At 36.7% G+C, this 13,270-nt stretch carries 13 protein-coding genes; 7 read left to right on the top strand and 6 right to left on the bottom strand.

What is annotated here, in order from left to right; genetic code table 11:
• Positions 1 to 5: 5 nt before the first annotated feature.
• The 4 genes from abc-f to G8761_RS13895 all read left to right on the top strand — a co-directional run bounded on the left by abc-f (position 6) and on the right by G8761_RS13895 (position 3,813).
• Entirely contained in the window at positions 6 to 1,925 is a 1,920-nt protein-coding gene (gene abc-f, locus G8761_RS13910; RefSeq protein ID WP_166027630.1) for a ribosomal protection-like ABC-F family protein, read from the top strand.
• 315 nt (positions 1,926 to 2,240) lie between these two features.
• Positions 2,241 to 3,038: an SRPBCC domain-containing protein gene (locus G8761_RS13905; protein ID WP_166027629.1), complete on the top strand. Its 798-nt coding sequence runs from the start codon at positions 2,241 to 2,243 to the stop codon at positions 3,036 to 3,038.
• Positions 3,039 to 3,069: 31 nt separating this feature from the next.
• The gene (locus G8761_RS13900; protein WP_166027628.1) at positions 3,070 to 3,249 is read left to right on the top strand and encodes a hypothetical protein; all 180 of its coding nucleotides are present in this window, start codon (positions 3,070 to 3,072) and stop codon (positions 3,247 to 3,249) included.
• Between the two features lie 132 nt (positions 3,250 to 3,381).
• Positions 3,382 to 3,813, top strand: coding sequence for an SRPBCC family protein (locus G8761_RS13895; RefSeq protein WP_166027627.1), 432 nt, complete (start codon positions 3,382 to 3,384; stop codon positions 3,811 to 3,813).
• 312 nt (positions 3,814 to 4,125) lie between these two features.
• Here the strand turns inward: G8761_RS13895 and G8761_RS13890 are convergent, their stop codons facing one another.
• Positions 4,126 to 5,646 carry a glycine betaine uptake BCCT transporter gene (locus G8761_RS13890; protein WP_166027626.1) on the bottom strand — a complete coding sequence of 507 codons (1,521 nt, stop codon included), beginning with the start codon at positions 5,644 to 5,646 and terminating at the stop codon, positions 4,126 to 4,128.
• Between the two features lie 72 nt (positions 5,647 to 5,718).
• Positions 5,719 to 6,387: a hypothetical protein gene (locus tag G8761_RS13885; RefSeq protein WP_166027625.1), complete on the bottom strand. Its 669-nt coding sequence runs from the start codon at positions 6,385 to 6,387 to the stop codon at positions 5,719 to 5,721.
• Between the two features lie 714 nt (positions 6,388 to 7,101).
• Between G8761_RS13885 and G8761_RS13880 the strand changes: the two genes are divergently transcribed.
• Complete coding sequence (locus G8761_RS13880) at positions 7,102 to 7,425, top strand: hypothetical protein (RefSeq protein WP_166027624.1); 324 nt, start codon at positions 7,102 to 7,104, stop codon at positions 7,423 to 7,425.
• 431 nt (positions 7,426 to 7,856) lie between these two features.
• Here the strand turns inward: G8761_RS13880 and G8761_RS13875 are convergent, their stop codons facing one another.
• Entirely contained in the window at positions 7,857 to 8,114 is a 258-nt protein-coding gene (locus G8761_RS13875) for an aldose epimerase family protein (RefSeq protein ID WP_166027623.1), read from the bottom strand.
• Positions 8,115 to 8,136: 22 nt separating this feature from the next.
• Here G8761_RS13875 and G8761_RS27865 point away from each other — a divergent pair, with 22 nt between their 5' ends.
• Both G8761_RS27865 and G8761_RS13865 read left to right on the top strand, forming a co-directional pair.
• The gene (locus G8761_RS27865; protein WP_338000961.1) at positions 8,137 to 8,469 is read left to right on the top strand and encodes an SRPBCC family protein; all 333 of its coding nucleotides are present in this window, start codon (positions 8,137 to 8,139) and stop codon (positions 8,467 to 8,469) included.
• A 522-nt stretch (positions 8,470 to 8,991) separates the two neighbouring features.
• The gene (locus G8761_RS13865; protein WP_166027622.1) at positions 8,992 to 10,413 is read left to right on the top strand and encodes a tetratricopeptide repeat protein; all 1,422 of its coding nucleotides are present in this window, start codon (positions 8,992 to 8,994) and stop codon (positions 10,411 to 10,413) included.
• 355 nt (positions 10,414 to 10,768) lie between these two features.
• Here the strand turns inward: G8761_RS13865 and G8761_RS13860 are convergent, their stop codons facing one another.
• From G8761_RS13860 to G8761_RS13850, 3 genes are read right to left on the bottom strand one after another with little or no spacing between them, the layout of a single operon-like run.
• The gene (locus tag G8761_RS13860) at positions 10,769 to 11,614 is read right to left on the bottom strand and encodes an aldose epimerase family protein (protein WP_243450016.1); all 846 of its coding nucleotides are present in this window, start codon (positions 11,612 to 11,614) and stop codon (positions 10,769 to 10,771) included.
• Positions 11,615 to 11,670: 56 nt separating this feature from the next.
• The gene (locus G8761_RS13855) at positions 11,671 to 12,441 is read right to left on the bottom strand and encodes an ABC transporter permease (protein ID WP_166027621.1); all 771 of its coding nucleotides are present in this window, start codon (positions 12,439 to 12,441) and stop codon (positions 11,671 to 11,673) included.
• Between the two features lie 4 nt (positions 12,442 to 12,445).
• Positions 12,446 to 13,075, bottom strand: coding sequence for an ABC transporter ATP-binding protein (locus G8761_RS13850; RefSeq protein ID WP_166027620.1), 630 nt, complete (start codon positions 13,073 to 13,075; stop codon positions 12,446 to 12,448).
• Between the last annotated feature and the right edge of the window lie 195 nt (positions 13,076 to 13,270).

The following is a 13,270-nucleotide window of genomic DNA, read 5'->3' as shown; positions in this document are numbered from 1 at the left end:
TTTGTATGTTAGAAATGAAACTAAATGGCATTAAAAAATTTATGGAAGCCACACTTGTGGTTAATAATATAACCTTTGAAGCTTATGAGGGAGAGAAAGTCGGAATTGTAGGGGCAAACGGAAGCGGCAAGAGTACAATTCTTAAATTAATTGCGGGAATTGAGCCGATGAATTATTATCCAGGATACCCGCAAACCTCAAGCCCTGGATATGATGAGGGTCTTATTCACTTGCCAAGAGGAGCCACTAAGGCTTATTTGGAGCAATCACCTGTGTATCCCGAGGGCTTAAAAGTGATCGATGTTTTGAATTTAGCCTTTGAGGAGATTGACTGCATCGAGCGACAAATGCGTGAACTAGAAGAGCAAATGAAGACTCTGGAAGATGCTGTACTCGAAAAAGCCCTAAACAAATATAGTGACTTGGTTCAATTATTTGAAGTAAGGGGCGGATACCAACGGGAGGAAAAACTAAGCAAAGTGTGCACAGGTCTTCATTTTTCGGAAAGCTTTTTAAACAAGGATTTTGATTTATTAAGCGGTGGGGAAAAAACCACAGTCGTGCTTGGGAAGCTCTTAATTCATAATCCGGATATATTGCTGCTGGATGAGCCAACAAATCATTTAGATATGGAATCTATCGAGTGGCTTGAGAGCTATCTTAAAAACTATAAAGGAATTGTCCTTATCGTGTCCCATGACCGTTATTTTCTCGACAATGTAGTTTCTAAGATTGTGGAAATTGAAGATATGGAGTCCATCTCCTATAAAGGGAACTACTCCTCTTTCGTGAGCCAAAAAGAAGAAAATATGCGAATTCAATATGAGCATTTCAGAGAGCAGCAAAAAAAGATTAATAATATGGAAAGGCAGGTAACGAGCCTGCGAGATTGGGCAATGAGGGCTGATAATAACAAGTTTTTTAGAAGAGCTTCCAGTATTCAAAAGAAGCTCGATAAAATGGACCGTATTGATAAACCCATTTTTGAGAGAAGAAATATGAGGCTCGACCTTAAAGCCGCAGAACGGTCAGGAAATGAAACCATTAAGGCAATTGGGCTCTTTAAAAGCTATGAGGACAAAGTAATTCTAGAGAACGCAGATGTTATGATTCATTATAGTGAAAGAGTAGGACTGATTGGGCCTAATGGCAGTGGGAAGACCACCTTTTTAAAAATGCTTTTAGGTGAGGAGGAGCCTGATGCAGGTGTAGTAGAATTGGGAGCTAATGTGATGGCAGCCTATTTGCCGCAGAAGATTATTTTTAACGATGAAGAGCTCACAGTGCTTGAGGCTTTTCGGGAAGGTATCTCTATAATGGAGGGAAAAGCACGTGAGTATCTTGCGAAATTCATGTTTTATAAAAAGAGTCCATTCAAAAAAGTAAAGCATTTGTCAGGTGGAGAAAGAATCAGGCTGAAGCTGGCCATGCTGCTTTACCAGGACATTAATTTATTAATACTTGATGAACCTACAAACCATCTAGATATCGATTCTATTGAAACCTTGGAAGAAGCACTAGAAGACTTCAAAGGTACGATATTCTTTATCTCCCACGACAGATATTTTATCAATAAAATTGGTGAAAGAGTCATTGCTGTAGAAGACCGTTCCTTTAAGAGTTATCCTGGAAATTACGATTATTATAAAAGTGAAAAAGAGAAATTAATCAAGGAAGAGCTAGTTGTAAAAGCTGAAAAAGTGAACAAACCAAGAAATAAACCTGATGATTCAAAGAAGGAATCAGCAGAGGCAGCTAAGGCTCTCAAAAGAATTGAAGTCCTTGAAAATGAAATAAGAGAAATAGATTTAGCCATCGCTGCTGAACAGATAGATTATGAGAAGCTTAATAAGCTGTATGGGAGGAAACAAGACTTAAGTAAAGAACTGGATACACAGATAGATTTTTGGCTAACACAAGATTAATTAGGCTATGTGACAGTTAAATAGCAATGATAAGCGATCCCTTTGTAGCAGACCGGAAAAAAGTAATTGTCTGCTATGAGGGATTTTTTACATGGAACAAGAGATACTATTTGGTTTTATATCGAGTTGAGAACCAACTTATTTCCTAACAGTTGTTAGGTATACCTACAATTAAGGAATGGAAACATAAGAATATAATTCCGTACTTGACCATCTGTTGGCCTTCATGTTACCATAAGGTCACACATTATATGTTACCTTATGGTAACACGTAACGTGTGGAGTCATAAATCCCATTACGAAAGGATAGATGTAATGGAAGACGAGCTTTCCACATTATTTAAAGCGTTGGGCCACCCAATTCGCAGGAGAATTCTTGATATTCTAAAGCAATCTCCAAAAACGACTGGCGAACTAAACGATTATTTTTCAGAAGTCACAAGGTATGCAATTATGAAGCATTTGACGATCTTGGAAGAAGGAAATTTGGTTGTGGTCAGGCGCGAAGGGAAATATAGACGTAATTTTCTTAATGCGGTTCCACTGCAGGAGATGCACAACCGATGGGTCGGAAAATATATGCAAACAACGGCCAATTCACTATTGAATTTGCAATCATTGGTTGAAAAAAAAGGAGGAGATTTTGCTATGACAGCAACAGAACAAGAACAAAGCCGAGTTTTTCGTATCGAGCAAGAAGTGTTAATCGACGCGCCGCGTGAACAAGTTTTTAAAGCATTAACAGAGCGGGCAGGGGATTGGTGGGAATTCCGCCTGGCTCCAAAAGGAGTTCAATCTCAATTTACGTTTGATCCCGTCCCAGGAGGGCAATTCATTGAAAAATGGAGTGGAAATGATGGGGCAGTCTGGGGCAATGTATACTATGTGAACGCACCAGAGGAAATCCGTCTTCATGGTCATTTAGGAATGCAAGGGGCTGTCAACAGTTCCTATACGTATCGTCTTCTAGAGAAGGAAGGGGCAACTTTGCTCCAGCTTTCCCATACCGCATCCGGTATCATCGAAGAGAACTGGGAACAAGAGCACTCTGAAGGATGGAAATATCTGCTTGGCACATTGCTTAAAAATTATGTTGAACAAAAGAATTTATAAAAATTGTGTTGAATTTTAGGGGGAAACAGAAATGAAAGAATTAACATGCAACTGCGGTTTTACCGTGAAAAATGAAGATTCGAATGTTGTTGAAGCAAAAATGTGGCATCATGCCATTCATGATCATACCGAAATGTTAAAGTCAATGGCAGAAGAGCAGCTTATTGGTTGGCTTACCGAAACACATCAAAAAGTAGGATTACATTCTTAATCTATTTCTTAAAACAGAAGCAATGCCACGTATTGCTTCTGTTTTTCATGATATTCCGGGAGGTGTACCTCTCAAGGATTGCTGCAGTGACTGTTTTAGAGTTATATATCCATTATTGGGAGGCAATCATTTATGGTAGATGTTTTTACAGAAATCAAGATTCGGAATTCAGTTGAAAAAGTTTCAGAATATGCAGCGAACCCGGACAATGCTCCTGAATGGTATGTAAATATTGATTCTGCCGAATGGCAAACACCAAAGCCACTGTCAGTAGGCAGCCAAATTGCGTTTAAAGCTCAATTTCTCGGACGGGAGCTTGCGTATATTTATGAAATTGTAGAATTTATCCCAGGGCAGAAACTTATTATGAGAACGGCTAACGGACCTTTTCCAATGGAAACGACCTATACTTGGGAAGCTCTTGACGACAATAGTACTATTATGACATTAAGAAACAAAGGTAACCCGACTGGTTTTTCAAAGATATTTGCTCCTTTTATGTCCTCAATGATGAAAAGAGCAAACAAAAAAGACTTGAAAAAAATTAAGTGTTTGCTCGAATAATAATGATTTTTTGCAAGAGGCTAGTTACTTAGGCATCTCTTATAAAACTATTATCAAAGTATTAACAATACCACACCTTTTCATTAAACACTGACCCTAGGAATAAGCGGAAAAAATGAGTCTCATTATGGTAATTGAATATTCAAAAAACAAAATGCTTAAACCCTTATTTATTTAAGGTATGGTGACCTGTATCAAAAGTAAATGAGGATTTATTTTAGTAAATAATAATAGAGTCCAAAACCGTTTTTACAATCAAAAATCTTCCTGATCAATGATACACTCAGGAAGATTTTTATGTTTTAATTCCATTTATAAATGTTGCACGTTTCTTTTATTGCCTCTTTGTACTTCTACTTCATTTTTTAACCCTCTCAGTAATGAAAAGCACATGACGACCATGATGATCGCAAATGGCAGAGCGGCTGCAATGGAAGCTGTTTGCAATACGTTCAAACCGCCTGCAAAAAGCAATACAGCAGCTAAAGCAGATTGTATGACACCCCATGTCATTTTAATTTTGTTCGAAGGATTAAGCGTTCCGCCTTCACTTAACATTCCCAGTACAAAGGTTGCGGTATCAGCAACAGTTATATAATAAATTGCTACCACGGCAAACCCTAAAATGCTCAATAGGGAACTTAATGGAAGATAGTCAAAGAATGTAAAAATCGACAAGTTTACGTTTTCGGCGATATTTTTTGCCAAGTCACGGTTTCCGGGTTTTTGAACTAGTTCAAGAGCAGAGCCGCCAAATACGGACATCCAAAGACATGTTCCGAGGGTGGGAACAATCAATACCCCAATAACAAACTCCCGAACGGTCCTTCCTTTTGAAACCCGGGCAATAAACATACCGACGAACGGTGCCCAGGCAATCCACCATGCCCAGTAAAATAATGTCCATGATGCAATCCATTTTCCTTCACCAAAGGGATTTAACCTTAAACTCATATGCAAAAAGTCGCTAATATAAAGGCCGGTCGTATTAAAGAAGACTTTAATAACAGTCAAGGTAGGACCGACAAACAAAATCAGCAGCATAATTGCAACTGATAGGATGATTGCTGCGTTGGATAAGTGCTTTATTCCCTTTTCCAAACCTGTATTAATTGAGATGATAAAAAGGAATGTAGCAACGACAATGACGACCAGCTGGATCACTAACGTATTAGGAATGCGAAAAATGGCATGCATTCCTGCTGTAACCTGCATTGCCCCTAGTCCTAAAGAGGTTGCAATGCCGAAGACTGTTGCGAAAATAGACAAAATATCAATCGTTTTGCCTATCGGTCCGTAGATTCTATCGCCTAAAATCGGATGGAACGCTGAACTGATGGCCGCGGGAAGCCTTTTGTTATATTGAAAAAAAGCAAGGGCTAAGCCGATAACCGTATATATTGCCCATGGATCCAGGCCCCAATGAAAAAAGGTATATTTCATAGCAGTGTTCGCTGCGTCAACAGTATAAGCTTTTCCATAGGGAGGCGCTGTATAGTGGGTCACAGGTTCAGCGACACTCCAGTACACAATTCCAATTCCCATACCCGCACCGAACAGCATTGAGAGCCAAGAGCCGGTAGTGAAATCGGGCTTGTCTGTTTTCCTGCCGAGCCGTATATCGCCATACTTTGAAAACAGTAAATAGATGGAGAAGACCACAAAGAATAAGGTAGCGCCAAGATATACCCAGCCAAGGTAATCAATTGAACTTTTATAAACGGAGTTGGTAAGTTTGGTTAGATTTTCTGTAAAAAAAACTCCCCATATGATAAAAATGAGGGTAAGCAGTAAGGAAATAATAAAAACACTATTTTGTTTAAATTTATCCATAGAAACCTCCTGGCAAAGTGGAAGAATATTGTGTTTGGTTTAATTAGGAATTGGTTGTTAAGAAAAGGAAATTCATTTATCAAAGGGATTATATTGAAATTCCCACTTATCAGTATCCATTAACTCTTCCTGGGACAGTTCTAAACCCCCTCCAAGGAAAATGGTCTGGCCTTTGATTGCGACCACCATAACTTCAACTAAAAATTCACTGTCCTTCTTTTTATAGATGTCCCCGAGCTTTGACGATAGTTCACCGGAAGGATTATTGATTAGGCGGCCTTTGTCATCTAAGTCTTCTACTTCAATATTTGCCACTTCTTGATAATCGATAGGATGGCTGTCGGGAGCACGGCCAGGTGCCATCAATAAATACTCATTATGCCTGATTCCGTTCAAATCACTTGTTATTACCCCTTTGTTATCAACAGTTTCAACTACTTCAATTTCATTTAAGGAATAGTGATCTAGGGTATCGGGGGCAGGATTGTTAATCAGAATAAAATCGCCTGCTTCGGCTTTTCGATTATTTTTGAGCGTGTATATCTTATGTTCAAAAATAAAACTATCATTTTCCCTTGGAATGTATCTTTCCACACTCGCTGCATTAGTTATATGCTGTGTTAAATCCCTCAGCTTAATAAGATGAACGGATAGTTTATACATTGGTTTTACTCCATATACCTTGTGCAGCTCATTGTTATAGTATACAAATTGCCCTTTTCTTACTTGATACAGTTTCACAACTAAATCTCCCTTCACACATAGGAATGGTTTCTAATAACATTCTGAATTTGAATGGATTTATTCTTCCTTAGGATGTCACTTTTCAGAAAAAACATGAGGTTATAGGTGGAAAAGTTTTCAACAGCATTATAGCTATATTAAAGCGCTTGAGATTCAGAGATCGGAAATTAAATTAGAGAGACAAAAGAATAGATGTTTAATAAAAAGGAAATTATCGTTACAAGTAATGGGGAAAAGGATAAAGAAAATTATAAGAACTAAGGAAAGTAATGGCCGGATAAATGGATGATAATGCAGATTTAATTATTTTTTTAAAAATTCATTTGGTAAATTATTTTTTAAAGTCTTATTTAGACACACCACGGCGAACCGTATCATAAGTAAATGAGGATTTTAAATAAAATATTAAAGAAAAGATAAATACCTAGTAAATTAAAAAATAAAAGGAGGTATCGCAAAACTACTTTAAAAAGTTAGAGATACCCTTTTTTTGTTTAGGAAAGTATACACTAGTTGTTTTTATGGATAATTCTTTTCGATTATTTAATTAGATGTTATTGAATTAGCGCCACAAAACAAGGAATTTGGACAACCATACAATCCTTTTATATCCCTTAAACATAAAAATGTATGGAGTATATTATTTTGAGAGATTTACCAACAGAAATTCTCAAAATATAACTCTTTATAAAATCGAAAGGACTGATGTAAATGGGAATACGACCACCAGTCGTTCCTTGTGGTACACAAACTAATTCTGGAGGTGAAGGAACTACAACTACTACCCACAACCTTGGCTCAACCCCGGGGGTAGTGAATATAGACTTTGATATGTTCGCTATACCGGATTCTTTAGATGTTTTTTACCGAGGTGTTTTAGTAGCTAGTACAAACGGTCCTGTAAGTGGTGCAGGTACATTAACATTTAATTACAACTCCACAAATAACATTTTTGACATTACAGTTGTTGTAACAGGTCCTGCAGGCACGCAGTGGACCTATACAGTTAATTGTCCAGTCCCGCCTAGTAGCTAAATAAAAAAGGGGTGTCGTAAAACTACTTTAAAAGTAATTAGCGATACCCCTTTTTTGTTCGCAAATTGTAAAGTAACCATGTTTTAATGATTGATTCATTAGACTTATGGGTTGCTGCTTTATTAAGGAAATAAAAAAATCGCTTAGTTTGACCTCGATTTTAGCAAGGGATGATATTGTTTTAGAACAATAACACCAAAATAAGTATTAAACAAAAAAACCTCATTTAGATATATTATGGTGAACCGTATCATAAGTAATTGAAAAAAGACCATTCGTCATTTTCGAATTTCAAAGCCAAAACAAAAACAAAGTGTAGGCATCTCAAGTAGAAATGGTCCACTTGACTGCCTGACACTTAATTTTTTTCCTCAAAAACATATAAAAACTTAAGCCGAAATTGCCTCCAAAGAATTAGGCTCTTTTGATATCTAAATCGAAATCGATATGGTTGTATTAAGTGATTCTTTGGGTTTGATCATTCTCAACTCTTCCTTACTGTTTAAAGCGTCATTCTTTGCTATCCAGGGTTCAACACAAACAAAGTCCTGCCCTTCTTCAGACCAGAGTACAACATAAGGGAAATCCGAACCATAAGTTATGGTAATTGGATCTTCAAAAAATTGAACTGCTCCTGAACTTGTTTTCAGTGTAAAGAATTCTTCAGAATATGCAGCGAACCCGGACAATGCTCCTGAATGGTATGTAAATATTGATTCAGCCGAATGGCAAACACCTAAACCACTGCAAGTAGGCAGCCGAATTGCTTTTAAAGCACATTTCCTCAGGCGGGAGCTTGCGTATATTTATGAAATTGCAGAATTTATCCCAGGGCAGAAACTGATTATGAGAACGGCAGACGGACCTTTTCCAATGGAAACAATCTATACTTGGGAAGCTATTGACGACAATAGTACTCGAATGACGTTAAGAAACAAAGGTAATCCGACTGGTTTTTCAAAGATATTTGCTCCTTTAATCTCCTCAATGATGAAAAGAGCAAACAAAAAAGACCTGAAAAAAATTAAGGCCATACTTGAATAATAATGATTTTAAGCAAGAAGCTAGTTTTTTAGGGATCTCTTATAAAACTATTCAGTTCCACTTCTTTTCATAAATGACTTAATTCTGAAAGATTGCTGGGAGAGTAGGCAATTTAACAGTTGTAAAGAACACGGGTATTCAGTATGCCTTGTCTGGAATTTTTTCACCATCGGATTTTGAGTTTGCAAGGGATGGGATTGTTAGGGGATGCGAACACTGATACAGTTATTGTGGGTGACGTTGATCATGAGAAGCGGGGGCGTTCCGGAATTCGTGGTTCGCAGAGGCAATTGCGCGACCGTCGAAGGATTTGTATCGCGTTGAATGGGAAAATACAACTACAAAGCTTGGATGTCAGAAACATTTGACTGCGGTCTTTATGTGGTATCGGCATCCTTATTTTTTTCATTAAAGTTGGGATTGAAACAGGTCCTGCGGCTTGCACAGGCACTTTATCTGAACAGATATGATATAATAAACTCAACAAATTTGCGCAGATATGATGATAGGGGGCACACCGTAATGTATAGAGAATTATTCAAACCAACTGAAATATCCATAAAAGACAAAAAGAATACTGTAAAAGGTAAGGTTAATAGGGCTGCCCTTTTGGCAAGAACCAAAGTGATCGAGGCTACGACAGAGGATAACGAAAGATTTTATCTTATTTACTATAAAAATTTCCTTGTATATGGCGATAAACTTGCTAAAGTGGAAGATGAATCATTTATAAATAAAGCATTTCATGAAGGTATAGTCCTTGAATTTCCCCATCCAATATTAACCGCACTAATCCCCAATCTATCTGTTTCCATTCCGAATAAACGCAAGACCTTTTCACAGCTTCAAACCCATTATTCCTTAGATGAAATTGCCTATATTGCCACAACCCTGGATTCCTTTTTTGAAAAGGAACAGCTTGTGAACATCATTGACAAAGTCTACTTTCACTATAGAAGAAACGGAAGTTTTATTAAGTCCTTTCAGGTCGCCCGTATTTTAAATCATTTTGCACCTGCCCTGCCTTCTGCAATTCAACATTTAAATTCACAGGAATACAATTCATACCACGATATTTACAAATCCTCAAGTTTGCCTGCTATCCTAAAAAAGGATCCTCTATTTGTCGAACTGCATTGCTTCCAAAATAGATCTACTCCAGATAAGCGAATATTTTTAGAAGATATCTTAAGAAAGCAAAATTGCCAAAAAGAGTTACTATTGTTATGGCTGGAAGAAATAAAGGAAAGACAAAATACGGAATCAATTGATAAGTATACAGATCTTGCATTAAAGTTCATCAAAATGCATGAATTGATCTTTATTTTAGGACAGATGAAAATCAATCCGTATCGAGTGTTACCTCAGGCCAAGGCCATTATAGAAAAAATGATCCAAGAAGGTAAATATGAAACAGCAGCCTTATATTTATTGAAGTTTACACATGATCTGCCTGCTTCTTATGATTCATTACTGAATAAAATATGGGAGAATTTGAGTGCTGGATTTATTGTTACCCACTTAGATGACTTTATCTATATGTTTCAGCAGCTCGTCCATGAGGACAATTCTAAAAAGTTGGAACAAAAAATGCTGCAGCTTGTGGTTATCCTGCTTGAAGAGCATGATCTCAAAACCGTTACAGAAAAACTTATGCCTATTGAAAAACTGCTTCCGCATTCTCTCGTGATTCGGAAAGTAAATAAAATGATGGCAATAGAAGAGGATCCCGATCAGATGATGGAGTTGGGGGATTACTATGCTGAGTTTAAACAATATGATAAAGCCATAGATTGCTTCTCATGGGAAATGGAATTTCATCCATCAGATCCTTCTCCTGTAAAAAAAATCAGTCAAATGTATCAGAATAAGGGAATGGTTAAAGAAGCATCTACTTATCAAAAAGTATACGATCAATTAAAAAATAATCAAAGGATAGGATAAAAGAGTGGGTTTGAAAATACCTTCTCCTTCTATATCCAATTTTCAGGCAGACAACAAATTTTTGTTCAGATAGGTACGGACTAGATTCCCCGTGCCTTTTTGTAATTGAGTTTGGATCCAATTTATGAACCTTATCACAAGTAATGGTAAAAAGGAAAAATCCACAGTATCTTAAACGTTCAAAGCCACAACCAAAATTAAGTGTCGGTACCTCTCGTGAAAATGATCCGTTTTGGTGCCCGACACTTAATTATTTCCCTCATATAAAATATTGAGATCTTTAGCGAATATTAGCCTGATTTCCTGGGATGTGCTCTTTTTTGCAAAATAACATTCTGTGGAAAAGCCATAGTACCTAGATCAAAATGGATATCGCTGTATGCAGTGACTCATTAGGCCTGGCCATGGTCAATTCTTCTTTTCTGTTCAACTCATCTGTTTTTGCCATCCAGGGTTCAACACAAACAAAGTCCTGTCCTTCTTCAGACCAAAGTACAACATAAGGGAAATCCGAACCATATGTTATGGTGACTGGATCTTCAAAGAATTGAACAGTTCCCGAATTGGTTTTTAATGTAAAGGATTCTTTTTGATTAATTGGAATAACCTTATCAAATTTTTTATATTCCATATCATTGTAATCAAGGTATTCAGTTGCATCCGTTTCAATTTTAAGCTCTTTAGTTGCTGATTTAAAATAGGGATGGAAACCGGCATAAATTGGCATGTCTTCATTCGATTCGTTTTGATAATCCTGTTCAATTGTGAGTTTGTTTTCTTGCAGGATATATTTAAAAATTAATGAAAATTCAAAAGGGTAAGAGGTATACGTTTCCTTAGTACTTTCTAATTTCAATGTTATAGATGCTTCGTTTGATCCGGTGTTAATATCAACTACTTCCCAAGGAAGGTCACGGGCGAATCCATGGTTTTTCATCTTATAGACAGTTCCATTCCATTCATACTGGCCATCTGTTAGCTGGCCAGAGATAGGGAACAGAATAGGAATCCCGCCTCTGATGTTTTTTTGCTTATCAAATAATGTTGCTTCATTTAAGAAAAGCAGCTCTTTACCCTTAAGACCCAGACTTGTAATGATTCCGCCTCGTTCCGGAACAACCCTTAACCAAGATGTATTGTCTTCATTTCGCATTTCGATAAAGGTAAGGTTTCCTTCTTTAAATTCCCTTTGAATATACAACTCGTTTCACTCCTTTAATTGTGATTACTCATAACCATTCTCTTACAGTGAAATTGTTAAAGAAATTGTTTTCTGTTGTTATATAAAGATTTATAACCCATATTAAGGGATAAAAACACGCTTAAACAAACGGACGTACAAATGGCAATCATAATGGCGATTTGGTACATAATTGCGGTTGTAGGCAGTGTGCCGGATAATATTTGACCTGTCATCATGCCTGGCAGGAAAATAATACCCATTCCGACCATGGAATTTAGTGTAGGTATTAAGGCTGTTTCTAATGCATTATTGGCAAAAGGCTTCAAAATATCTTTAGGATCTATGCCTAAATTGATTAAAGTGGTAATTTTACTTTTTTCTTTTTTAATTGAAGCCATGAAAGTCTTTATGCCAATGTTTATTCCAGTCATGGCATTGCCAATGATCATACCAGCTAAAGGGATAGTATATTGGGGGTTAAATATTGATTTACTGACCACTATCGTTACAAAGAAAATCAGAACAAATAAGCCGGAAAGGGCCAAAGAGGTTCCTATTGCAACTTTAAAATACTTGTTTAAATCTTTTCTTCCTCTTATTGCTCGGTCAATAGAAAAGGCAATCATGATCGCCAGAAAAATCATTGTTAAAATAGGATTTGGATTTTTAAATATATACTGAAGAATATAGCCTACAATGACCAACTGGACGGTCATTCTCAGGCTTGCTATTAAGAGAAGCCTTGTTTGATTAATTTTTGATTTTTTCATTACCAGTAAAACGATAATAAGCAGTAAATAAATAAGTAAAAACTGAAAAATACCGAGAGTGGCAATTCCTCTCATTTTTTTAACCCTTCTTTACAATTTCAATTTTATTTTCACTGAATTCATCAACGATATCTTTGTCATGGCTTACGATAATCATCTCAATGTCGTTTTCTTTGCAAAAGTCGGTTATATTCTTCATAACTTTAAAGCTGGTTTTCTCATCCAATGCCGAAGTCGGTTCGTCTAACAGTAAAACCTTTGGGCTGAATGATAAAAAAATGGATATGTAAACCCTTTGGCGTTCTCCACCGGAAAGCGTAGAGGCATTTTGATCCAATGGCACATTTACCAAGCAAAGGTCAGTAATATGATTGATATATTCTATATCAGGTAAAGGTATCTGCCTTAGAGAATAAAAAGTTTTAAAATTTCCTAATACACTTTCATCGAAGAGGAACGGTTCCTGAGAGACCAGGCTTACTTCACGTCTTAGAGTAATGGGGTCATAGTCTTCTATGGGTTTTCCGTTATATAACAATTCTCCGGATGCTGGGCTAATGGAATGATTTATTAATTTTAAAAGAGTACTTTTGCCACTTCCGCTCTCCCCGACAATAAAATTTATTTTACCCTTTTCAATTCTCAGCCTATCATAAGTTAAATTAGCTTGATAAATAAGATTGCTTGCCTGAAATAATGGTTCATTCATTCTATTTCACTTCCTGTATTTATCTTCTGATTGCTGTTAATACAGCTTAATCTAAATATTATAGCAATGTCTGTAAAAAAGATATTTATCCAATACTGCTCGTTTCGAACTGCATATGAAAAAAGTTATTAAGAGCGTCAACCTCTATGGAAAGGGTATACTAAATTAACAGGCAAAAAAGCTTCTAATAAAAGC

The organism is Neobacillus terrae (assembly GCF_011393025.1).
Lineage (GTDB): Bacteria > Bacillota > Bacilli > Bacillales > Cytobacillaceae > Neobacillus_A > Neobacillus_A terrae.
Note: the sequence above shows the minus strand (reverse complement) of the source record. Positions and strands in the feature narration are given on the sequence as shown.

Excerpts from the sequence above, each read along its gene's own strand:
- G8761_RS13895 (WP_166027627.1), top strand. The coding sequence starts at position 3,382 with ATGGTAGATGTTTTTACAGAAATCAAGATTCGGAATTCAGTTGAAAAA.
- G8761_RS13905 (WP_166027629.1), top strand. The coding sequence starts at position 2,241 with ATGGAAGACGAGCTTTCCACATTATTTAAAGCGTTGGGCCACCCAATT.
- G8761_RS13880 (WP_166027624.1), top strand. The coding sequence starts at position 7,102 with ATGGGAATACGACCACCAGTCGTTCCTTGTGGTACACAAACTAATTCT.
- abc-f (WP_166027630.1), top strand. The coding sequence starts at position 6 with ATGTTAGAAATGAAACTAAATGGCATTAAAAAATTTATGGAAGCCACA.
- G8761_RS13890 (WP_166027626.1), bottom strand. The coding sequence starts at position 5,646 with ATGGATAAATTTAAACAAAATAGTGTTTTTATTATTTCCTTACTGCTT.
- G8761_RS13900 (WP_166027628.1), top strand. The coding sequence starts at position 3,070 with ATGAAAGAATTAACATGCAACTGCGGTTTTACCGTGAAAAATGAAGAT.
- G8761_RS13865 (WP_166027622.1), top strand. The coding sequence starts at position 8,992 with ATGTATAGAGAATTATTCAAACCAACTGAAATATCCATAAAAGACAAA.
- G8761_RS13850 (WP_166027620.1), bottom strand. The coding sequence starts at position 13,075 with ATGAATGAACCATTATTTCAGGCAAGCAATCTTATTTATCAAGCTAAT.
- G8761_RS13855 (WP_166027621.1), bottom strand. The coding sequence starts at position 12,441 with ATGAGAGGAATTGCCACTCTCGGTATTTTTCAGTTTTTACTTATTTAT.